Source organism: Agromyces cucurbitae (assembly GCF_058349945.1).
In genome coordinates, this window is the sequence record NZ_JBYRES010000003.1 from 206,595 (window position 1) to 228,824 (window position 22,230).

Here is a 22,230-nt window from a genome sequence, read left to right on the forward strand (position 1 = left end):
ACTTCTGCACGTGGCCCTGAATCGGCGCTGCCGGTGACCCCGGGGCGTTCGGGCACGTCGTCGCAGGACTTCTGCACGTGGCCCTGAATCGGCGCTGCCGGTGACCCCGGGGCGTTCGGGCACGTCGTCGCAGGACTTCTGCACTACCCTCATACGGTGACCGATTCCGTCGACGTCCTCATCACCGCCGAGCGCATCCCGAACTACGCCCACCCGGGCGATGCCGGAGCCGACCTGCACGCCGCCGAGGCGGTCGTGCTGGGCCCGGGGGAGCGTGCGACCGTCGGCACCGGCGTCTCGATCGCCCTGCCCGACGGCTACGTCGCCTTCGTGGTGCCGCGATCGGGCCTCGCGTTCAAGCACGGCATCACGATCGTGAACGCGCCGGGCACGGTCGACGCGGGCTACCGCGGCGAGATCAAGGTCGCACTGCTCAACACCGACGCGAACGAGCCGTACGCCATCGAGGCGGGCGACCGCATCGCCCAGGTCGTGGTGATGCCCGTGAGCCGGGCGCGCTTCGTCGAGGTCGAGCAACTGCCGGGCAGCCTGCGCGGCGACGGGGGATTCGGCTCCACGGGATTCGGGGAGCACAAGTCAGGAGTGAACGCGTGAGCGACATCGAGAACACCGACGGGACTCCCGTCGACCAGCCCAAGTCCGCCCCCGACGACCGGGCGTCGGCAGGCCCCCTCGACGAGTCGGAGGCCAACCCGGTTCGCCCGTACGTCGACCTGGGCGGCGTGAAGATCCTGCCCCGCGAGGGCCTGCACCTCCGCCTCGAGGTCGAGGAGGGCTCGAAGCGCGTCGTCGCGATCGGGCTCGACTACGCGAACTCCACGCTGCAGGTGCAGCCCTTCGCCGCGCCGCGCTCGAGCGGCCTCTGGCACGAGATCCGTGCCCAGATCGCCGACCAGATCGCCCGCCAGGGCGGCACGACCACGGTTCGCGAGGGCACGTTCGGCCCCGAGCTGCTCGCGCAGATCCCGGTCGCGGCCGGCGAGGGCCAGCCCGGACAGATGCGCCTCGCGCGGTTCATCGGAGTGGACGGCCCGCGCTGGTTCCTGCGCGGGGTCATCGCCGGGCAGGCGGCCGTCGACCCCGCTGCGGCGACCCAGATCGAAGACCTGTTCCGGTCGATCGTCGTCGTCAGGGGGGCGACGCCGATGCCGCCCCGCGACCTCATCCCGCTGCGCATGCCGGCGTCGTCCGCCGGCGCGCCGACGGCGTAGGCGTGACCGACGAGGCGGGCGCCGGGCGCCCCGATCCCGACGGCGAGGCGGATGCCGCGAACGAGGCTCCCGGCGAGGCCGGCGAGTTCGGCCGGGCGTTCGCGGCCGCGGCCGAGCGGAGCGGCCTCGGTGCGCTCGCGCGCGACGAGAAGCTGAGCGGCCGCGACCTGCTCACCGCGGTCGGCGGGGTGCGCGGCATCCTCGAGGCGCTGCTCCCGGGCCTCGTGTTCCTCGTCGTCTACAGCTCGCTGACGAGCTTCGCCGGCCAGGATCCGCAGGCCGCACTCGTGCCCGCGCTCATCGCCTCGGTGGGGCTGGCCGTCGTCTTCACGCTCGTCCGCATCGCCACCAAGGGGCAGCCGACGCAGGCGATCGCCGGGCTCATCGGCGTGCTCGCCTCCGCCGCGCTCGCGCTGTGGACGGGCAACGCGCGCGACAACTACGTGCTCGGCTTCTTCACGAACGCCGCCTACGCGCTCGCGCTCCTCGTCTCGCTCCTCATCCGCTGGCCGGCCATCGGCCTCGTCGTCGGCTTCCTCATGGGGGACGGCGTCGCGTGGCGCAGGGATCGGCGCAAGTACCGCGCGATGCAGTTCCTGACGCTCGTCTGGATCGGGCTGTTCGTCGCCCGGCTCGTCGTGCAGGTGCCGTTCTACCTCGCCGACAACGTCGAGGCGCTCGGCGCGATGCGCCTCCTGATGGGCGTGCCGCTCTACGCCCTCGTCCTCGTCTTCTCCTGGCTCGTCGTGCGCGCCGTCTACCCGTCGGCGCAGCGCGCGGCCGAGTGATACAGTTATCTCGACGTCAAGATAAATCCGCACATCGAACGCGGCCTGTCGGCGGGCGAACGGCTTAGGTTACCCTTGCTGGATCGGCCCCCTGTCTGACGGAGAAGATGGAGTGCCGTCCGCGTGCCGGGCGACATCCGCGAAGGAGAGGACATCGTGTCTGCAGTGAACAGTTTCGGGGCGAAGGACACGCTCCACGTCGGTGACAAGTCCTACGAGATCTTCCGGCTCGACACCGTGCCGGGGCACGAGAAGCTGCCGTTCAGCCTCAAGGTGCTGCTCGAGAACCTGCTCCGCACCGAGGACGGCGCGAACGTCACGAAGGAGCAGATCGAGGCGCTCGGCTCGTGGGTGCCGACCGCCGAGCCCGACACCGAGATCCAGTTCACGCCCGCACGCGTCGTCATGCAGGACTTCACCGGCGTGCCCTGCATCGTCGACCTCGCCACCATGCGCGAGGCGGTCGTCGCCCTCGGCGGCGACCCCGACAAGATCAACCCGCTCGCGCCGGCCGAGATGGTCATCGACCACTCCGTCATCGCCGACCTCTTCGGCACCGAGAACGCCCTCGAGCGCAACGTCGAGATCGAGTACGAGCGCAACGGCGAGCGCTACCAGTTCCTCCGCTGGGGCCAGACGGCGTTCGACGACTTCAAGGTCGTCCCGCCGGGCACGGGCATCGTCCACCAGGTGAACATCGAGCACCTCGCGAAGGTCACGTTCACCCGCACGGTCGACGGCGTCCTCCGCGCCTACCCCGACACCTGCGTCGGCACCGACTCGCACACGACGATGGTCAACGGCCTCGGCGTGCTCGGCTGGGGCGTCGGCGGCATCGAGGCCGAGGCGGCCATGCTCGGCCAGCCGGTCTCCATGCTCATCCCCAAGGTGGTCGGCTTCAAGCTCTCGGGCTCGATCCCCACGGGCGTCACCGCGACCGACGTCGTGCTGACCATCACCGACATGTTGCGCAAGCACGGCGTCGTCGGCAAGTTCGTCGAGTTCTACGGCTCGGGCGTCGCTTCTGTGCCGCTCGCCAACCGCGCGACCATCGGCAACATGAGCCCCGAGTTCGGCTCGACCGCCGCGATGTTCCCGATCGACGACGTCACGCTCGACTACCTGCGCCTCACCGGTCGCAGCGAGGAGCAGATCGCCCTCGTCGAGGCGTACTCGAAGGCGCAGAAGCTCTGGCACGACGCCGACAACGAGCCCGCGTACAGCGAGTACATGGAGCTCGACCTCTCGACCGTCGTCCCGTCGATCGCCGGTCCGAAGCGTCCGCAGGACCGCATCGAGCTGTCGAACTCGAAGTCGGCGTTCGAGCAGGACCTGCTCAACTACGCGACCGTCGACCACGACCTCGTCGACCTCGAGATCGCCGAGTCGTTCCCGGCCTCCGACCCGCCCGGCAACTCGCCGGAAGACGAGCACAGCCACCACGAGCACCACCACGCGAGCCATGCGCCCGCGACCGCGTCGAACCCGACGCCCGTGACGCTCGCCGACGGCCAGAAGTTCACGCTCGACCACGGTGCGGTCGCGATCGCGGCGATCACCTCGTGCACGAACACCTCGAACCCGTCGGTCATGCTCGCGGCGGGCCTGCTCGCCCGCAACGCGGCGAAGAAGGGCCTGAAGGCGAAGCCGTGGGTGAAGACCACGCTCGCGCCGGGCTCGAAGGTCGTCACCGACTACTACGAGAAGGCCGGCCTCACGGCCGACCTCGAGGCGCTCGGCTTCTACACCGTCGGCTACGGCTGCACGACCTGCATCGGCAACTCGGGTCCGCTGATCGACGAGATCTCGACCGCGGTCAACGACTCCGACCTCGCCGTCACCGCGGTGCTCTCGGGCAACCGCAACTTCGAGGGTCGCATCAACCCCGACGTGAAGATGAACTACCTCGCGTCGCCGCCGCTCGTCATCGCCTACGCCCTCGCCGGTTCGATGAACTTCGACTTCGAGGTCGACGCGCTCGGCAAGGACTCCGAGGGCAACGACGTCTTCCTGAAGGACATCTGGCCCGACGCCGCCGAGGTGCAGGAGACGATCGACAACTCGATCAACAAGGACATGTTCGTGCACCAGTACGCGAGCGTGTTCGAGGGCGACGAGCGCTGGCGCAACCTCGAGACGCCGACCGGCTCGGTGTTCGAGTGGAACGAGGCGTCGACGTACGTGCGCAAGCCCCCGTACTTCGACGGCATGACGATGGAGACCACTCCCGTCAGCGACATCTCGGGCGCCCGCGTGCTCGCGAAGCTCGGCGACTCGGTCACCACCGACCACATCTCGCCCGCCGGCTCGATCAAGGCCGACAGCCCCGCCGGCCGCTACCTCACCGAGCACGGCGTCGACCGCAAGGACTTCAACTCCTACGGCTCGCGTCGCGGCAACCACGAGGTCATGATCCGCGGCACCTTCGCGAACATCCGCCTCAAGAACCAGCTCCTCGACGGTGTCGAGGGCGGCTACACCCGCGACTTCACGCAGGAGGGCGGCCCGCAGTCGTTCATCTACGACGCGTCGCAGAACTACCAGGCGCAGGGCACCCCCCTCGTCATCTTCGGCGGCAAGGAGTACGGCTCGGGCTCGTCGCGCGACTGGGCGGCCAAGGGCACGAGCCTCCTCGGCGTCAAGGCGGTCATCACCGAGAGCTTCGAGCGCATCCACCGCTCGAACCTCATCGGCATGGGCGTCGTGCCGCTGCAGTTCCCGGCCGGTGAGAGCTGGGCGTCGCTCGGCCTCGACGGTACCGAGATCGTCTCGATCACGGGCCTCGAGCAGCTGAACGAGGGCACCACGCCGAAGACCGTGCACGTCGTCGCCGCGCCCAGCGAGCACTCGCCCGCCGGCAAGGAGACGGTCGAGTTCGACGCGGTCGTCCGCATCGACACGCCCGGTGAGGCCGACTACTACCGCAACGGCGGCATCCTGCAGTACGTGCTGCGCAGCCTCGTCTGACGCGCACCCCTCGACGACAGGGCGATCGGCGGTTCCGCCGATCGCCCTGTCGTCTGCCCGGGCGCCCAGGTTGCCCGGCGTAGACTCGTTCCGTTCGGTGGCACTCTCGCCGCGACATCCCGGAGGCCTGACGCATGACCCTGCTCGAGACGATCCGAGGCCCCCGCGACCTCGACGCACTCTCGAAGGAGCAGCTCGAGCGGCTCGCAGTCGAGGTGCGCGAACACCTCGTCGCCGACGTCGCGAAGACCGGCGGCCACCTGGGCCCCAACCTCGGCGTGGTCGAGCTCACGATCGCGATCCACCGGGTGTTCGACTCGCCGCGCGACGCGATCGTCTTCGACACCGGGCACCAGTCGTACGTGCACAAGCTGCTGACCGGCCGCCAGGACTTCTCGACCCTGCGCCAGACCGGGGGCCTCGCGGGCTATCCGCAGCGCAGCGAGTCGGAGCACGACATCGTCGAGTCGTCGCACGCGTCGAGCTCGCTCTCGTGGGCCGACGGCATCTCGAAGGCCTTCGAGATGACGGGGCAGCACGATCGGCACGTCGTCGCGGTCGTCGGCGACGGCGCGCTCACGGGCGGCATGACGTGGGAGGCGCTCAACAACATCTCCGACGACAACACCCGCAAGCTCATCGTCGTCGTGAACGACAACGGCCGCTCGTACGCGCCGACGATCGGCGGCATGGCCCGCTTCCTCAACTCGGTGCGCACGAAGCGCACCTACCGCAACCTCCACCTGTCGAGCCGCGACGCGTTCGAGAAGCTCGGCGGCCCGGCTAAGGCCTTCTATCGCGGCGTGCGCGGTGGACTGCACGGGTTCCTGTCGCGATTCACCGACAACGAGGCGCTCTACTCGAACCTCGACATCAAGTACGTCGGACCGGTCGACGGCCACGACGAACAGGCCATGGAGGCCGCGCTGCGCCAGGCGAAGCACTACGGCGCGCCGGTCATCGTGCACGCGATCACCGAGAAGGGCCGTGGCTACGAGCCCGCCCGCAACGATGTCGCCGACCAGTTCCACGCCGTCGGGCAGATCGACCCCGAGACGGGCGAGCCGCTCGACACCGGGGGAGCGAAGAGCTGGACGAGCGTGTTCGCCGACGAGCTCGTGCACCTCGCCGAGGGCGACGAACGGCTCGTCGGCATCACGGCCGCGATGCTGCGCCCCACCGGCCTCCACCGGATGGCCGAGCGCTTCCCGAGCCGGGTGTTCGACGTGGGCATCGCCGAGCAGCACGCCGTCACCTCCGCCGCCGGCCTCGCATTCGGCGGGCTGCACCCCGTCGTGGCGGTCTACGCGACGTTCATGAACCGCGCCTTCGACCAGCTCCTCATGGACGTCGCCCTGCACCGGGCCGGCGTGACGTTCGTGCTCGACCGCGCCGGCGTCACCGGTCCTGACGGGCCGAGCCATCACGGCGTGTGGGACCTCTCGATCCTCCAGGTCGTGCCGGGCATCCGCATCGCCGCTCCGCGCGACGCGATCCGGCTCGCCGAGGAGCTCGGCGAGGCCGTGCAGGTGACGGATGCTCCGACCGTGCTGCGCTTCCCCAAGGGGTCGGTCGGAACCGAGTTCGACGCGATCCGCCGCACCGACGACGGCGTCGACGTGCTCGTGGAGTCGGAGCGGAAGGACGTGCTCATCGTCACCGTCGGCCCCATGGCGGGCGTCGGTCTCGACGTCGCCGAGCGGCTCGAGGCGCAGGGCATCGGCGCGACGGTCGTCGACCCCCGCTGGGTCGTCCCCGTGCCGCGCAGCGTCGTCGAGCTCGCGGGCGACTATCGCATCGTCGTGTCGCTGGAGGACGGCATCCGAGTCGGCGGCGTCGGCACGCGCATCCGCCAGGACCTGCGCGAGGCGGGCGTCGACACGGCGGTGACGGAACTCGGCCTGCCCGACGAGTTCCTCGAGCACGGCGCGCGCGCCGACATCCTCGAACGGGTGGGCCTCACGCCGCAGCACATCGCGCACGATGTCACGGCGATGGTGCTCGGCACCAAACTCCCGCATGCCCGTGGGGCCTCTGGCGACACGGGCACGCAGCCGGTCATCGCGCACGCCGAGAAGTAGCGAGCGCCGGCTCCGCAGACGCGGAACGGGCCCGCGACCGGAAGGTCGCGGGCCCGTTCGTCGCCGGAGGGCGGTTACGCCCCCACGCCGCGGATGGCGGGGTGGTGGAAGGTGTCGCCGAAGACGCGCTCGGAGGCACCGACCCGGTCGAGGTACGGCGTCGCGCCGCCGGCCTGGAACGGCCAGCCCGCGCCGAGGATGAGGCAGAGGTCGATGTCCTCGGCGGCCGCGACGACGCCCTCGTCGAGCATGAGCTTGATCTCGCGAGCGAGCTCGTCCTCCACGCGGCGCAGGATGGTCGCGGCATCCACCGCGGACTTGCCGACCGTGATCGCCTTCTTCGCCTCCTTGGTGAGGTCGGTGACCTTGCCGTGCTTGTCCTTCTCGACGACGGGGGAGCCCAGCTTCGAGAGGGCGTGCATGTTCTCAGAGGCGTAGAACCGCTCGGGGAACTCGCGCACCATCGTGTCCTGCACGTGGGCGGCGACCGCCCAGCCGACGAGATCGATGAGCTCGAACGGGCCCATCGGCAGGCCGATCGGGGCGAGCGCCTTCTCGACGACCGGCACCGGTGTGCCCTCGTCGACGGCGCGCGCCGCCTCGCCCATGACCTTGGCGAGCAGGCGGTTCACGACGAAGCCGGGGGCGTCGGCCGTGAGCACGGCACTCTTGCGCAGCTTCGCGGCGGTCGCGAAGGCCGTGGCGAGCGTCTCGTCGTCGGTCTTCGGGGTCTTCACGATCTCGATCAGCGGCATGACCGCGACGGGGTTGAAGAAGTGGAAACCGACGAGGCGCTCCGGGTGGGCGAGCTTCTCGCCGATCTCCTCGACCGAGAGCGACGAGGTGTTCGTCGCGATGATCGCGGTCTCGGCGAGGTGCGGCTCCACCTCGGCGAACACCTGCTGCTTCACGGCGAGGTCTTCGAAGACGGCCTCGATGACCCAGTCGCAGTCGGCGAAGTCGGCCTTGTCGGTCGTGCCCGACACGAGCGCGCGCAGGCGGTTCGCCTCGTCGGCGTCGATGCGGCCCTTCTGCTCGAGGGTGCCGATCTCGTCGCGGATGTACGCGAGGCCCTTGTCGACCCGCGCCTGGTCGAGGTCGGTGATGACGACGGGCACCTGCAGGCGGCGAACGAACAGCAGCGCGAACTGGCTCGCCATGAGGCCCGCACCGATGACGCCGACCTTCGTCACCTTGCGGGCGAGCGACTTGTCGGGGGCTCCGGCGGGCTTCTTCGCGCGCTTCTGCACGAGGTTGAAGGCGTAGATCGACGCGACGAACTGGTCGCCCGACACGAGGTCGGCGAGCGCCTCGTCCTCGCGGGCGAAACCCTCGGCCTTCGTGCCGGACTTCGCCGCCTTGAGCAGGTCGAGCGCGACGTACGGCGACTTCGCCGTCGTACCGAGCTTGCCCTCGATGCTCTTGCGGGCGATGCCGACCGCGACGTCCCACTTGGCGAGCCGCTCGAGCTTGCCGGGAGCGTTCGGGCGCTTCACCTGCACCGAGCCGCCGAGCACCCCGTCGGCCCACTTGAGCGAGTCCTCGAGGAAGTTGACCGGCGCGAACATCGCGTCGGCGATGCCGAGGTCGAAGGCGTCCTTCGCCTTCAGCATGCGGTTGTTCTTCAGCGGGTTCTCGATCACCACCTTGAGGGCGTTCTCGATGCCGATGAGGTTCGGCAGCAGGTACGCGCCGCCCCAAGCGGGCACGATGCCGAGGAACACCTCGGGCAGCGCGATCGCCGGCGCCGAGGCATCCACCGTGCGGTAATCGCTGTTCAGCGCGACCTCGAGGCCGCCGCCGAGAGCGAGGCCGTTGATGAACGCGAACGACGGCACGCCGAGCTCGCCGAGCTTGCCGAACACCATGTGCCCGAGCTGCCCCATCTTCAGCGCGATGTCGCGGCTCGGGATCTCGCCGACCTTCGAGAGGTCGGCGCCGGCGGCGAGGAAGTAGGGCTTGCCCGTGATGGCGACCGCCTGGATCTCGCCGGCTGCGGCGCGGACCTTCAGCTCGTCGAGCCGGTCGTTCAGCTCGAGCAGCGTGACCGGGCCCAGCGTCGAGGGCCGGGTGTGGTCGCGACCGTTGTCGAGGGTGATGAGGGCGAGGGTGCGTCCGGAGGCGAGGCGGATGTCGCGCACGTACGAGTGCGTGACGACCTCGTCGTCGGCGAACGCGGCCGCCAGCTCGGAGAAGTCGATCTTCGAGTAGTCGGTCATGTCGCTCAGCGGCCCTTTCCGTAGCGCTTGTGGTGGGGGTTCTCCCAGATGACGGTGCCGCCCTGGCCGAGGCCGACGCACATCGCGGTGACGCCGTAGCGCACCTCGGGGTGCTGCTCGAACTGGCGGGCGAGCTGCAGCATCAGGCGCACGCCCGACGCCGCGAGCGGGTGGCCGATCGCGATGGCGCCGCCCCACGGGTTGACGCGGGGGTCGTCGTCGGCGATGCCGAAGTGGTCGAGGAAGCTCAGCACCTGCACGGCGAACGCCTCGTTGAGCTCGAAGAGCCCGATGTCGTCGATCGAGAGACCGGCGTTCTTGAGCGCCTTCTCGGTCGAGGGGATCGGCCCGATGCCCATGACCTCGGGCTCGACGCCCGCGAAGCCGAAGCTCACCATGCGCATCTTCGTGGTGAGGCCGAGCTCCTTCGCGGCGTCCGAGCTCGCGAGGATCGCGGCGGTCGCACCGTCGGTGAGGGGCGAGGCGTTGCCCGCGGTCACCCGGCCGTGCGGACGGAACGGGGTCTTGAGGGCGGCGAGCCCCTCCATCGTGGTCTCGGGGCGGCGGCCCTCGTCCTCGCTCGCGAGGCCCCAGCCCTCGGCGGTGCGGATCGCGACCGGCACGAGGTCGGGCTGGATGTGGCCGGCCTCGTAGGCGGCCTGCACCTTCTGCTGGCTCAGCATGCCGAAGCGGTCGCTGCGCTCCTTGGTGAGCTCGGGGAAGCGGTCGTGCAGACGCTCGGCCGTGTTGCCCATGTTCAGCGCGTCGGCGGCGACGAGCTTCTCGGTGAGGAAGCGCGGGTTCGGGTCGGCGTCGAGGCCCATCGGGTGGCGGCCCATGTGCTCGACACCTCCGGCGATGACGACGTCGTACTGGCCGAAGCCGATGCCCGACCCGGTGGTCGTGACGGCGGTCATCGCACCGGCGCACATGCGGTCGATCGCGAAGCCCGGCACGCTCATCGGCAGGCCCGCGAGGATCGCCGCGGTGCGACCGAGCGTCAGGCCCTGGTCGCCCTGCTGCGTCGTGGCCGCGATGGCGACGTCGTCGACGCGCTCGGGCGGGAGGTTCGGGTTGCGCTCGAGGAGCCCGGTGATCGCCTTGACCGCGAGGTCGTCGGCCCGGGTGTTCCAGTACATGCCCTTTTCACCGGCTCGTCCGAACGGGGTTCGGACCCCGTCGACGAACACGACATCAGCTCGTTCAGCCACGCTGCAGCTCCGTTTCGAAATCAGGATGCCTCGATCCTACGAACCGGCGCGGAGCGCTCCCGAATCGCTTGACGGTTCCTACGAACCCTCGGAGGCGGCGTCGAGGAGCGATTGTGACGCCTCCACAAACGCATCGGCGATAATCTGTGCGGTTGCCTCAAGTTGCCAGGGGCGCGCACCCAGCTGCTCGAGCGCGGTCGCGATCGACGCCGCGTCGGCGGGTGTCGGCGGGTGCCAGGCGACCCGGCGCAGGAAGTCGGGGGTGAGCAGGTTCTCGACGGGCATGTCGAGCTGCTCGGCGATGACCGCGACCGCGGCCTTCGCCGCCTTGAGCCGGATATCGGCCTCGGGGTTGCGCGCCGCCCAGGCGCGGGGCGGCGGCGGCGCATCGCTCGGCACCCGCACGGCGGGGAGGTCGTCGGTCGAGAGTCCGTGCTCGATCGCCGTCCACCACCGATCGAGCTCGGTGCGGCTCGCCCGGCCCGTGAACTCGCGGAGGTCGGCGAGCGCTCGACGCGTCGAGGGCAGCGATCGGGCGACCGCGACGATCGAGGCATCGGGGATGAGCCGACCCGGCGCGATGTCGGTCTCGGAGGCGAGCGAATCACGCGACACCCACAGCTCTCGGGCGACGGCGAGGTTGCGGGGGCTCCGCATCGAGTGGATGCCGGAGAGCCGGCGCCACGGCTCGGCGGCCGGAGGCTTCGCCGCCCGGTGCAGCACCGCGTCGAACTCTTGGCCGGCGAGCGCCGACTTGCCGGTCTCGTCGAGCCGGTCGACGAGGCGGTCGCGAACGTCGACGAGGAGCTCCACGTCGAGCGCGGCGTACTTCAGCCACGACTGGGGGAGCGGCCTCGTCGACCAGTCGGCCGCCGAGTGCTCCTTCGCGAGCTTGATGCCGAGCAGCTCCTCGACGACCGAGGCGAGACCGACCCGCGGCATGCCGAGCAGGCGTGCGGCGAGTTCGGTGTCGAAGATGCGGTCGGGGTCGAGGCCGACCTCGCGCAGGCAGGCGAGGTCCTGGCTCGCGGCGTGCAGCACCCACTCCTCCGAGCGGATGCCGTGCTCGAGGGCCGAGAAGTCGGGTACGGCGGGCGCGTCGAAGAGGAACACGCCGGCACCGCGCCGGTACATCTGGATCAGATAGGCGCGCTGGGAGTAGCGGAATCCGCTCGCCCGTTCGGCGTCGACGGCGATCGGTCCCTCGCCGCCCAGCAGGAGGTCGACGGCCTCGTCGAACGCCGCGGGCGTCTCGATCACCCGGTATTCATCCACGATCAGACCTCCGGCGGGGCAACGCCGTGACCCCTTCAGCACGGGGCGGCAGCCCCGCGAGCATGCACAACAACTCCCCCCAGCCTTCCACATGCCGGCCGATCGCCGCGTCGAGGGGCGTCCACGAGGCCCGCAGCTCGATCTGCGCACCGTCGCCCTGATGGGCGAGTTCGCCGAAGCCGGTCGAGAGGATCTTGGTGGCGGTGCCCGATGCCGCGACGTACCGCGCGCCGCGCGCGTCGAGTGCGTCGATGAGCCACGACCAGGCGACGTCGGCGAGGAACGGGTCGAGCCCGATGTCGGTCTCGAGCGGTGCCTGGGCGAAGCACACGACGCGGAATCGGCCGCCCCACGCCTCGGGCTCGCTCGGGTCGTAGAGCAGGATGAACCGGCCGGTGCCGAGTTCGGAGTCGTCGCCGTGCCGCGACGGCGACACGTCGGCCGACAGCGCGGCCGCGTAGGGGGCCAGTCCGCCCGGCGCCGGGATCTCCGAGACGGTGAGCTCACCGCGTGGAACGGCGGCCCGGATCGAGGCGAGGGCGTTCTCGAACTCGGCGGGAGCGGCGGTCGGGTGGTCGGGCACGAGTGCAGACTAGAGTCTCCTTCGGAACCGGCGGCGGCGGCACGCCGCACCGGCCCGCAGTGCGTCGGTCGAGGGGCGGGAGGCAGGGATGGCGAAGCGCCCGGGTGGGCTCCGAATCGTCGGAACGACGGTGGCGGCGGTGGGGATCGTCGCCGGCGCGATCGCCGTCGTGGCGACCGCGACGACCGTCGTCGCGACCGTCCTGTTCGCCCGCAAGGTCGTCACGCCTCCGGCGAGGCGCGAAGAGGACCTGCGGATCCTCGGCGTCGACCTCGCCGCGGGGAGCATCACGCTCGCCGCAGGCGACGAGTCGCGGATGCGCGGCCGGTACGGCCTCTGGTTCGAGGGCGACAGCGGGCACGCCCGCCTCGCCGACGTCGACGAGGTGCGCGACGGCACCGTCGTGCGCGGCATCGACGCAGTCGACTTCGGGCGCCTCGACCGGGCCCGCCGCGGGCGGATCGACGGGTGGTACTTCCTCGGCCCGTGGGAGCTCGACCCGCCCGCTCGCGATGTCGTCGTGCAGACCCCGCTCGGGCCGGCGCCGGCCTGGTCCGTGCCCGCTGCGGAGCCGACCGATCGCTGGGTCGTCCAGGTGCACGGTCGCGGCGCGAAGCGCCACGAAGCGCTGCGCGCCGTCGCGCCCGTGCACGAGGCGGGCTGGAACAGCCTGCTCATCTCCTACCGCAACGACGGCGAGGCGCCGGACAGCGCCGATCGCCGGTACGGGCTCGGCGGCACGGAGTGGGAGGACGTCGTCGCCGCGGTGCGGTTCGCGATCGCCCGCGGCGCGCGCGAGATCGTGCTCATGGGCTGGTCGATGGGCGGCATGATCGCGCTGCAGGCGGTGCTGCGGTCGAGCGAGGTGCGCGAGCACCTGGTCGGCGTGGTCCTCGACTCGCCCGCAGTGGACTGGGTCGACATCCTCCGGTTCCAGGGCACCGCGATGGGTCTTCCCGCGGGGCTCGGCGATCTCGTGGCGGGTGTGCTCGGCGCTCCGGTCGGGGCCGGCCTCACGGGTGCAGCGGCACCGATCGACCTCGTCGCGCTCGACCTCGTGGCGAGGGCCGAGGAGTTCACGGCGCCGATGCTGCTCATGCACAGCGCCGACGACGGCTTCGTCCCCATCGACGGGTCGCGCCGGCTCGCGGCGGCCAGACCCGACCTGGTGCAGTTCGAGGAGTTCACTGGCGCCCGGCACACGAAGCTCTGGAACCACGACCCCGAGCGCTGGACGCGGCTGATCACCGGATGGCTCGCCGCCCGATCGGCGGCGGCGCCCACCGACCCGGGAGACGACGAGATCGTCGGCTGATCAGGCGGCGACGCGCTCGCGGAGCTGGCGCTTGGCGCGAGCGAGCATGCCCGTCATGCCGCGCACGCGAAGCGGCGAGACGGCCTCGCCGAGGCCGAGCGACTGCGGGTAGTCGGCGGGGATGTCGAGGACCTCCTGCACCGTGAGGCCGGCGAGCCCCTGCACGAGGATCGAGGCGAACCCGCGCGTCGTCGGCGCCTCTGCGGGGGCCGTCGCGAAGAGATGCACGACGCCGTCGACCACCTCGACGAAGATGTACACCGGCGACTGGCACTCGACCACTCGCTCGAGCAGGTCGGGGTGGTCGGCGTAGCGTTCGGGCAGCTCGGGGAGCTCGTTCGAGAACTCGAGCAGGAGTTGCAGCCGGTCGCGCACGCCGAGTGCGAGGAAGTCGTCGCGGATCTCGGCGAGGGCCGTGGGCAGGGTCGTCGGTTCCATCCCCGCCATTCTCCCACGCCGACGACGGCGGGCGGCCGCCGGCGTGGCGACCGCCCCTGCGCTCAGCGGCCGGGTACCTCGCCGCGCTCGGCGCCGGTCACGATCGGCACGCGCACGGCGCTGCCCCACTCGGTCCACGAGCCGTCGTAGTTGCGCACGTTCTCGAAGCCGAGCAGGTGCTGCAGCACGAACCAGGTGTGGCTCGAGCGCTCGCCGATGCGGCAGTACGCGACGATGTCATCGCCGTCGACGAGGCCGACCTCGTCGCGGTAGATCGCGTCGAGTTCGGCGCGGGTCTTGAAGGTGCCGTCGGCCGCGGCCGCCCGAGCCCACGGCACGGATGCCGCGGTGGGGATGTGCCCCGCGCGGAGCGCACCCTCTTCGGGGTAGGCGGGCGCGGTCGTGCGCTCGCCCGTGTACTCCTCGGGGGAGCGCACGTCGATGAGCGGGTTGCCGAGGTGGGCGAGCACGTCGTCCTTGAACGCCCGTACCGCGCGGTCGTCGCGCTCGACGACGGGGTACTCGACCGGAGCGGGGTCGGGAACGTCGGTCGTGAGCTCGCGGCCCTCGGCGATCCACAGGTCGCGGCCGCCGTCGAGGAGGCGGACGTCCTCGTGGCCGAAGAGCGTGAACACCCACAGCGCGTAGGCCGCCCACCAGTTGTTCTTGTCGCCGTAGATCACGACGGTCGTGTCGCGCGCGATACCGCGCGACCCCAGCAGCTCGGCGAAGCGCTCGGCATCGACGTAGTCGCGGACGACGGGGTCGTTGAGATCGAGGTGCCAGTCGATCTTCACCGCCCCGGGGATGTGCCCCGTCTCGTAGAGCAGCACGTCCTCGTCGGACTCGACCACGACGAGGCCGGGTTCGCCGAGGTGCTCGGCCAGCCAGTCGGTGGAGACGAGACGCTCGGGGTGGGCGTACTCGGCGAACTTCGCGGCGGCGTCGAACTCGGCGGACATGGGAGCCTCCTGTGGTCGCCCGGTCGGGCGGGGTGAGCGGGGGAGCGGACTAGGCTGATGACCTGTCCATCTCCGAATCTACGCGGCCCACGGGGCCTCGACACAGCACCCGTCATCCGGTGCAACACGGGAGCTCTCCAGCATGACCACGGCCGCCAGCCCGGCACCCATCCGCCTCGTCGACCGAAACCCGTCGATCTCCGGCGCCGAGATCGCCGCCGAGCTCGTGCCGCCGCCCCAGTTCGAGCACGCCTCGTTCGAGTCGTACCGCCCCGATCCCGACTTCCCGTCGCAGCAGGCCGCCCTCGACCGGCTCAACCAGTTCGCCGGGGCGTGGCGCGCGGCCCAGCGCCCGGGCGGATTCTTCTCGCGCAAGCGTCCTGCGCGCATCGAACTGCCGGGCGTCTACCTCGACGGAGGGTTCGGCGTCGGCAAGACCCACCTGCTCGCGTCGCTCTGGCATGTCGCGCACGGGCCGAAGTACTTCGGCACCTTCATCGAGTACACCGCGCTCGTCGGCGCGCTCGGCTATGCGCAGGCGGTCGAGCTGCTCCGCGGCGCCAAGCTCATCTGCATCGACGAGTTCGAGCTCGACGACCCGGGCGACACGATGCTCATGACGCGCTTCCTCGGCGAGCTCATGGCTGGCGGTACGCGCGTCGCCGCCACGAGCAACACTCCGCCCAACGCGCTCGGCGAGGGCCGCTTCGCCGCGGCCGACTTCCTCCGCGAGATCCACGCCCTGTCGTCGAACTTCGAGACGCTCCGCATCGACGGGCTCGACTACCGCCGACGCGACACCGAGGGCCATGCGGAGGTCGCGGGCGACGATGCGGCGGTGCGCCGCACGGCCGATGCGCTCGCCGAGCGCGGCCACCGGGTGTCGCTCGACGGGTTCGACGACCTCATCGCGCACCTCGCCACCGTGCACCCGTCGAAGTACGTGCGCCTCGTCGAGGGGCTCGACGCGATCGCGCTCACGGGCGCGCACGAGCTCGACGACCAGAACGCCGCGCTGCGCCTCGTGGCGTTCATCGACCGGGTGTACGACGCAGAGGTGCCGATCATCGCGAGCGGCACGCCCCTCGACGAGGTCTTCGACGCCGAGATGATGGCGGGCGGCTACCGCAAGAAGTACCTCCGCTCGATGAGCCGCATGATCGCGCTCACCTCGGGCGAGCTGCCGCCGCACGACTGAGCGGCCCGCACGGCGCCGGCCCGAGGCATCCCGTCGCCTGCCGCGCTCGTCGCCCGAGGCGTCCAGATCGGATGCAGGGGCGATTCGTGGCGCCCTGAAACGCGCTGTTCACACGACGGCGCCGACCGTAACGCCCCCGAAACACAACGACGAACCGCTCGAAACGACCGCTCGTGACACTTGCGGCACGGGTCGCCCCCGCGACCCGAATCCGAGAGAGGTTCGAGAGATGGATCAAGGCAACACCGCGTTCCTGTTGATCTCGGCGGCACTCGTGCTGCTGATGACGCCGGGGCTCGCGTTCTTCTACGGCGGCCTCGTCAAGGCGAAGAGCGTCATCAGCATGATGATGATGAGCTTCGGCGCGATGGGCCTCATCGGGGTGCTCTGGGTGCTCTACGGCTACGCCATCGCCTTCCCCGGCTCGGAGGGCCTCGTGCCGCCGTGGTCGATCGACTGGTCGGCGATCGGGCTCGAGAGCCTCCTCGAGACGCCCGAGGGCGCCGCGTACCCGCCGCTCGCGTTCGTGGCGTTCCAGGCGACCTTCGCCATCATCACGGTCGCGCTCATCTCGGGCGCGATCGCCGACCGGGCGAAGTTCGGCGGCTGGATGGTGTTCGCCGGCATCTGGGCGACCATCGTCTACTTCCCGGTGGCGAGCTGGGTGTTCAACTTCGGGCTCGCCGACGACGGCAGCTTCGCGTACGGCGGCTGGATCACCTACGGCCTGCAAGAGGTGTTCGGCGTCGGCGCGATCGACTTCGCGGGCGGCACGGCCGTGCACATCAACGCCGGTGCCGCGGCGCTCGCCCTCGCGCTCGTGCTCGGCAAGCGGGTCGGCTTCTCGAAGGGTGCGCACGTTCCCCACAACCCGCCGTTCGTGCTGCTGGGCGCCGGCCTCCTCTGGTTCGGCTGGTTCGGCTTCAACTCGGGCTCGGAACTCGCCGCCGACAACACCGCGGCGGTCGCCTTCGTGAACACGATCGCGGCGCCCGCGGCGGCGCTGCTCGCCTGGCTCCTCGTCGAGAAGATCAAGGACGGCAAGCCCACCTCGGTCGGCGCCGCGTCGGGCGCCGTCGCCGGCCTCGTCGCGATCACGCCGGCGTGCGCGTCGCTGACGCCGATCTGGGCGATCGTGCTGGGCCTCGTCGCCGGTGCCGTCTGCGCGCTCGCGATCGACCTGAAGTTCAAGTTCGGCTTCGACGACTCGCTCGACGTCGTGGGCATCCACCTCGTCGGCGGCCTCATCGGCACGCTGTACCTCGGCTTCTTCGCGAACGGCACGGGCCTCATCTACAGCGGCAACTTCACGCAGCTCGCGGTGCAGGCGATCGCCGCCGTCTCGGTGCTCGTGTACTCGTTCGGGCTCACCTACGGCATCGGCACGCTCATCCAGAAGACGATGGGCTTCCGGGTCAAGAACGAGGACGAGATCGCCGGCATCGACACCGTCGTGCACGGCGAGGACGCCTACAAGCTCGAGACCGTCTGACTCCTTCTCGAGCCTCTGCCGGCCGACGGCGGTGGGGTAGTGTGCCCGGTGTGACTGACACCGGCCGCCTCCTCACCGCCGTCGGCCGTTTCCTGCGGGCGCTCTCCTCGGGCGGCGCGCGACCGGCCCCGGTTCGACGAGCGAGCACCGAGCGGGATGCCTCGCGGGCGCGTTCCACCGACGACGAGGTCTCGCCCGGACAGGCGGGACCGGATGCGACCGTCGAGATCGACCCGCGACGCCTCCGCAGCGTGCGCATGGGCTACACGCCGTCGCGTGACGGCGAGCCCGACCCGGGCGAGGTGGTGTGGACCTGGGTGCCGTACGAGGAGCGAGACGGGCGCGGCAAGGACCGCCCCGTCGTGATCGTCGCCGCGTCGGACGCCGGCGACTACCTGGCGGTGCAGTTGACGAGCAAGCCCCATGACGGCGACGGCGACTACGTCTCGCTCGGGGAGGGCGCATGGGACTCGGACGGCCGCCCGAGCTGGGTGAAGACCGACCGGGTGTTCCGGGTGCGCGCCGGCGGCATGCGCCGCGAGGCGGCCTCGCTCGACGCCGAGCGCTACGGGCGCGTCGCCGACGCGCTCGCACGCCGATACGGCTGGAGCTGATCGCGACGTCGTGCGACAGCACGGGGGCGGGCGCGCTCGGCGGCTCCCGAGCGGTCGGCTGATAGGCTGACGAGATGGAAACGATCGAGGTCGACAGAGCCTAGCCACCGGACTCCCGGTGGCTTTCGCACGTGCGGGCGTCGCCCGCATCGCCGAACGGTCGGTCTTGCGACCTTCGCGAGTCTCGCTCCCCGAAGGGAGCGTCGACTGCTGCCTGCGCGCCCTGGGACGTTCGCACGATCCCCGACCTCGTTCCCCGCTCGTCGACTGTCGAGCTGCGATGTTCCCGCCTCGTGTCCTCGGCCGGTACGCGCTCCCTGCGACCGCTCCGCCCGCCTGGGAGACGTGCGCCTGGGCCGATCGCGCGCCACCGGCGGATGAGCCGCGGTCGAGGTTCCGACCACCGACTCACCAGTGCGCGATCCCGCTGCGCCGACCGTGAAGGCCGCCGCATCGCGATCGAGCACCTGCTCCGCCGACGGCCCTGCCTCGACGGAGTGAAAGGAGATTCCGAAATGTCCACCCGCTCCACCATCACCCTTCGCGACCTCACGTTCGAATGGCCGGACGGAACCGTCGCGCTCGAGCGCGTCGGCGGCACGTTCGGCGCGGGCCGCACCGGCCTCATCGGCCGCAACGGCGCCGGCAAGTCCACGTTGCTCCGGCTCATCGCCGGCGAACTGACGCCGACCACCGGACGCATCGAGACGGTCGGCGCCGTCGGCTACCTTCCCCAGACCCTCACCCTGCGATCGCGGACCACGATCGCCGAACTGCTCGGCATCGACGGCGCGCTCGCGGCCATGCGGGCGATCGAGGCCGGCGACGTCGACCAGCGGCAGTTCGACGCGATCGGCGACGACTGGGACATCGAGTCACGGGCCGATGAGGCGCTGCACCAGATCGGGTTCTCCGCGGCCGACCTGGAGCGCCGGGTCGCCGAGGTCTCCGGCGGCGAGGCCATGCTCATCGCGATCACCGGGTTGCGCATCCGCCGCCCGGCGATCACGCTGCTCGACGAGCCCACCAACAACCTCGACCGCGCCACCCGCGTGAAGGTGGCGGGGTTCATCGACGAGTGGCCGGGAGCACTCATCGTGGTCAGCCATGACCTCGAGCTGCTGGAGCACATGGACGCCATCGCCGAACTGCGCGACGGCGCCCTCGAGACCCACGGCGGCCCGTACGGCTCATGGCGCGCCTGGCAGGCGCAGGAGCAGGCGGCCGCGGTGCAGGCGGCCCGTTCGGCACAGCAGGCGCTCAAGGTCGAGAAGCGGCAGCGCATGGAGGCCGAGACGAAGCTCGCCCGTCGCGACCGCACGGCCAGGAAGACGCAGAAGGACGGCGGCATCCCCAAGATCCTGGCGGGCAACCGGGCCAGCAGGGCCCAGAGCTCCGCCGGGTCGCTCCGCGCCACGCTCGACGACAAGGTCCAGGCCGCGCAGGCGGCCGTCGATGCCGCGGACTCCCGGGTGCGCAGCGACGAGCACATCCATCTCGTCCTGCCGGACCCCGGCGTTCCGCGCGGGCGCCGGCTCGTGGAGCTGGAGGACGAGGACCGATCGTTCGTGATCCAGGGACCCGAGCGTGTGGCGCTGATCGGCGCGAACGGCGCCGGGAAGTCGACCCTCGTCGCGCAACTCGTCGGTCGGGGCGAGTCGAGGCCCGGCCGTCCTCGCGGCCGTGCCCTCACCGATCGGGTCGGGTACCTTCCGCAGCGTCTCGACGGTCTCGTGGAGGAGGACAGTGCCATGGAGAACGTGCAGACCGCCGCCCCGGACGTCGCGTCGGGAACGATCCGCAACCAGCTCGCCCGGCTCCTGCTCCGCGGCGACAGCGTGGACCGTCCGGTTCGTACACTCTCAGGCGGCGAGCGGTTCCGCGTCGCGCTCGCCCGCCTGCTGCTCGCCGAGCCGCCCCACCAGCTGCTGATCCTCGACGAGCCGACGAACAATCTCGACCTCGCGAGCGTCGACCAACTCGCCCAGGCCCTCGATGCCTACCAGGGCGCCCTGCTCGTCGTCAGTCATGACCGAGCGTTCCTGGAACGTGTCGGCATCGACACGATCCTCGAGCTCGACGGGCGCGGCCGGATGCACGAGCGTCGCAGTCTCGACGCCTGACGGGGCTGGGCCGCGAAACGACGAACGCCCCCGGGTGACCGGGGGTGTTCTGTCGTGGGCGATGGGCCCGTGTGTCTCGGTCTCGAAACGACGAACGCCCCTGGCGCGGACCAGGGGCGTTCTCTCGTGGTGGGCGATGGGCCCGTGTGTCGGTCTCGAAACGACGAACGCCCCCGGCGTGTGCCGGGGGCGTTCTACGTGGTGGGCGATGCCGGGCTCGAACCGACGACCTCTTCCGTGTGAAGGAAGCGCGCTACCAGCTGCGCCAATCGCCCAAGTGGGTTTCGGTCTCCGTTGCGGTGACCGGACTCGATACTAGCCGACGCAATGGGGCGAATGCACATCGAGCGCCGGCCGGGCGCGGCGCGGGGGAGCCGACCGGCTCGACACGCCCGGGATTCACGGGACGAATGGCACGCTGACCGGGGAGAACGGCGTCGGGCGCTCGCTCGGTTTGTGAATCGCTCGAAGTGTGTATAAAGTCTTCTCTGCACGCAGAAATGCGGAGCAACGCGGATGTGGCGCAGTTGGTAGCGCATCACCTTGCCAAGGTGAGGGTCGCGAGTTCGAGTCTCGTCATCCGCTCTGATCAGGGTCGGGCGAAAGCCCGGCTCCTGTTCTTTGGTGGTGAACCCATGAACGGTGGATTGGCCGAGAGGCGAGGCAGCGGCCTGCAAAGCCGTATACACGGGTTCGAATCCCGTATCCACCTCCAAGCCGAGATCCTGCCATCTCGACTCGGGCGATTGGCGCAGCGGTAGCGCGCTTCCCTGACACGGAAGAGGTCACTGGTTCGATCCCAGTATCGCCCACACTGAAACCCCCGGTTTGCCGGGGGTTTTTTGTTTGGGTTGTTCGGCCGTGCGATATCTGTGCAATATCTGCCTGGTGTATGTCGACTTTGTCAGCCAACATTGCTATCTGAGTTGCTAAAGTGATTGCTATGACCACGATGCACGCTGTTATCAACGCGACTCGTACAGAGCGCGCTAATCGTGCTGCTCTAAAGAAGGGTCAGTTCACGAAGAAGCAGGAGAAGGCGCTCCGCGTGGCCGATAAGGTTGCCCGCGAGAATGCTGAGCTTCTCCGCCGCCTTGCGTGAAGTTGAGTATCTCGATTTCGAGACCGTTGTTGAGATCAATCTGCGCATAGGTGGGGCTGGCGCAGGCGTACGATCGGCTGACGGCATCCACAGTGCTCTAGCTCGCCCACGGCCCGTATACGGGCAAGAGGTGCATCCGGAGCTCTGGGATAAGGCGGCTGCACTCTTGCACGGCCTGGGAGCCACCCAGCACTTCGTTGAGGGGAACAAACGCACCGCGTTCGTCTCAGCTGTGACCTTTCTAAGCCTCAACGGACGTCACCTGCGACCGGTCCTGCCGGCCCATTCATACGCGTTGGTTATCGCGGCCTGCTCAGGCTGGATGGACCTTGACGAGATAGCCACATGGTTTCGCGAAGTGTATGAAGAGCAGCACCGGGGCTTCCGCCGCTGGTTCTACCTGCCGCGGGAAGCGCTGTCACTTCTCCGGGAGAAGTGATTACCCGCGAACACTTCTCCAGGTGAGACATGCGACTCACGTCTACGCTCTCGGCATGGATGACGACGGCCTCAACCCGACCGAACCCAACTGCCCCGCCTGCAGAACGCGCACGATGCACCGCAAACAAGGCGAGTACTGGTGTCGTAACTGTGAGGTCATCGTCGTCGACTTCGGCTCGAGCGAGTAAC

Annotated in this window: 19 protein-coding genes and 4 tRNA genes; 16 read left to right on the forward strand and 7 right to left on the reverse strand. The window is 70.1% G+C overall.

What is annotated here, in order from left to right; all coding sequences use genetic code 11:
• The first annotated feature begins 156 nt into the window (after positions 1–156).
• The 5 genes from dut to dxs all read left to right on the forward strand — a co-directional run bounded on the left by dut (position 157) and on the right by dxs (position 7,068).
• On the forward strand, positions 157–615 hold the full coding sequence (dut, locus tag AC3RJ6_RS12185; RefSeq protein ID WP_491427341.1) for a dUTP diphosphatase: 459 nt from the start codon (positions 157–159) through the stop codon (positions 613–615).
• The gene (locus AC3RJ6_RS12190) at positions 612–1,232 is read left to right on the forward strand and encodes a DUF3710 domain-containing protein (RefSeq protein WP_491427342.1); all 621 of its coding nucleotides are present in this window, start codon (positions 612–614) and stop codon (positions 1,230–1,232) included. Before dut ends, AC3RJ6_RS12190 begins: the two co-directional genes overlap by 4 nt.
• 2 nt (positions 1,233–1,234) lie before the next feature.
• Entirely contained in the window at positions 1,235–2,020 is a 786-nt protein-coding gene (locus tag AC3RJ6_RS12195) for a DUF3159 domain-containing protein (RefSeq protein ID WP_491427344.1), read from the forward strand.
• Positions 2,021–2,176: 156 nt separating this feature from the next.
• Positions 2,177–4,987, forward strand: a complete 2,811-nt coding sequence (gene acnA / locus AC3RJ6_RS12200) for an aconitate hydratase AcnA (RefSeq protein ID WP_491427345.1) — start codon at positions 2,177–2,179, stop codon at positions 4,985–4,987.
• Between the two features lie 134 nt (positions 4,988–5,121).
• On the forward strand, positions 5,122–7,068 hold the full coding sequence (gene dxs, locus AC3RJ6_RS12205) for a 1-deoxy-D-xylulose-5-phosphate synthase (RefSeq protein ID WP_491427346.1): 1,947 nt from the start codon (positions 5,122–5,124) through the stop codon (positions 7,066–7,068).
• 74 nt (positions 7,069–7,142) lie between these two features.
• On the opposite strand, the gene AC3RJ6_RS12210 is transcribed toward dxs, so the two are convergent.
• From AC3RJ6_RS12210 to AC3RJ6_RS12225, 4 genes are all read right to left on the reverse strand, one after another.
• Positions 7,143–9,287, reverse strand: a complete 2,145-nt coding sequence (locus AC3RJ6_RS12210; protein WP_491427347.1) for a 3-hydroxyacyl-CoA dehydrogenase NAD-binding domain-containing protein — start codon at positions 9,285–9,287, stop codon at positions 7,143–7,145.
• 5 nt (positions 9,288–9,292) lie between these two features.
• Positions 9,293–10,498, reverse strand: coding sequence for a thiolase family protein (locus AC3RJ6_RS12215; RefSeq protein ID WP_491427348.1), 1,206 nt, complete (start codon positions 10,496–10,498; stop codon positions 9,293–9,295).
• Positions 10,499–10,576: 78 nt separating this feature from the next.
• Complete coding sequence (locus AC3RJ6_RS12220; protein WP_491427349.1) at positions 10,577–11,773, reverse strand: HRDC domain-containing protein; 1,197 nt, start codon at positions 11,771–11,773, stop codon at positions 10,577–10,579.
• Complete coding sequence (locus tag AC3RJ6_RS12225; RefSeq protein WP_491427350.1) at positions 11,766–12,356, reverse strand: DUF3000 domain-containing protein; 591 nt, start codon at positions 12,354–12,356, stop codon at positions 11,766–11,768. Before AC3RJ6_RS12225 ends, AC3RJ6_RS12220 begins: the two co-directional genes overlap by 8 nt.
• Before the next feature lie 139 nt (positions 12,357–12,495).
• Here AC3RJ6_RS12225 and AC3RJ6_RS12230 point away from each other — a divergent pair, with 139 nt between their 5' ends.
• Positions 12,496–13,671 (forward strand): alpha/beta hydrolase family protein, encoded by a 1,176-nt coding sequence (locus AC3RJ6_RS12230; protein ID WP_491427352.1) that lies wholly within the window; start codon positions 12,496–12,498, stop codon positions 13,669–13,671.
• On the opposite strand, the gene AC3RJ6_RS12235 is transcribed toward AC3RJ6_RS12230, so the two are convergent.
• Complete coding sequence (locus AC3RJ6_RS12235; protein WP_491427353.1) at positions 13,672–14,109, reverse strand: SufE family protein; 438 nt, start codon at positions 14,107–14,109, stop codon at positions 13,672–13,674.
• A 62-nt stretch (positions 14,110–14,171) separates the two neighbouring features.
• Positions 14,172–15,071: a sulfurtransferase gene (locus tag AC3RJ6_RS12240; protein ID WP_491427354.1), complete on the reverse strand. Its 900-nt coding sequence runs from the start codon at positions 15,069–15,071 to the stop codon at positions 14,172–14,174.
• Positions 15,072–15,213: 142 nt separating this feature from the next.
• Between AC3RJ6_RS12240 and zapE the strand changes: the two genes are divergently transcribed.
• From zapE to AC3RJ6_RS12260, 4 genes are all read left to right on the forward strand, one after another.
• Positions 15,214–16,269 carry a cell division protein ZapE gene (gene zapE / locus AC3RJ6_RS12245; protein WP_491427355.1) on the forward strand — a complete coding sequence of 352 codons (1,056 nt, stop codon included), beginning with the start codon at positions 15,214–15,216 and terminating at the stop codon, positions 16,267–16,269.
• Between the two features lie 229 nt (positions 16,270–16,498).
• Entirely contained in the window at positions 16,499–17,761 is a 1,263-nt protein-coding gene (locus AC3RJ6_RS12250) for an ammonium transporter (protein WP_491427356.1), read from the forward strand.
• 50 nt (positions 17,762–17,811) lie between these two features.
• Positions 17,812–18,375, forward strand: a complete 564-nt coding sequence (locus tag AC3RJ6_RS12255) for a type II toxin-antitoxin system PemK/MazF family toxin (protein ID WP_491427357.1) — start codon at positions 17,812–17,814, stop codon at positions 18,373–18,375.
• Positions 18,376–18,890: 515 nt separating this feature from the next.
• Positions 18,891–20,498 carry an ABC-F family ATP-binding cassette domain-containing protein gene (locus AC3RJ6_RS12260; protein WP_491427358.1) on the forward strand — a complete coding sequence of 536 codons (1,608 nt, stop codon included), beginning with the start codon at positions 18,891–18,893 and terminating at the stop codon, positions 20,496–20,498.
• 199 nt (positions 20,499–20,697) lie between these two features.
• Here AC3RJ6_RS12260 and AC3RJ6_RS12265 read toward each other — a convergent pair.
• A tRNA-Val gene (locus AC3RJ6_RS12265) sits at positions 20,698–20,773 on the reverse strand.
• 237 nt (positions 20,774–21,010) lie between these two features.
• On the opposite strand from AC3RJ6_RS12265, the gene AC3RJ6_RS12270 reads away from it, so the two are divergent.
• From AC3RJ6_RS12270 to AC3RJ6_RS12295, 6 genes are all read left to right on the forward strand, one after another.
• Positions 21,011–21,083 (forward strand) — tRNA-Gly (locus tag AC3RJ6_RS12270).
• Positions 21,084–21,139: 56 nt separating this feature from the next.
• Positions 21,140–21,213: transfer RNA gene (locus AC3RJ6_RS12275), tRNA-Cys, on the forward strand.
• A 25-nt stretch (positions 21,214–21,238) separates the two neighbouring features.
• Positions 21,239–21,310: transfer RNA gene (locus AC3RJ6_RS12280), tRNA-Val, on the forward strand.
• 131 nt (positions 21,311–21,441) lie between these two features.
• The gene (locus AC3RJ6_RS12285; protein WP_491427359.1) at positions 21,442–21,600 is read left to right on the forward strand and encodes a hypothetical protein; all 159 of its coding nucleotides are present in this window, start codon (positions 21,442–21,444) and stop codon (positions 21,598–21,600) included.
• Positions 21,572–22,039 (forward strand): type II toxin-antitoxin system death-on-curing family toxin, encoded by a 468-nt coding sequence (locus tag AC3RJ6_RS12290; RefSeq protein WP_491427360.1) that lies wholly within the window; start codon positions 21,572–21,574, stop codon positions 22,037–22,039. Before AC3RJ6_RS12285 ends, AC3RJ6_RS12290 begins: the two co-directional genes overlap by 29 nt.
• 55 nt (positions 22,040–22,094) lie before the next feature.
• A complete protein-coding gene (locus AC3RJ6_RS12295; protein ID WP_491427361.1) occupies positions 22,095–22,229 on the forward strand; it encodes a hypothetical protein in 135 nt (44 codons plus the stop codon).
• The last annotated feature ends 1 nt before the right edge of the window (position 22,230 follow it).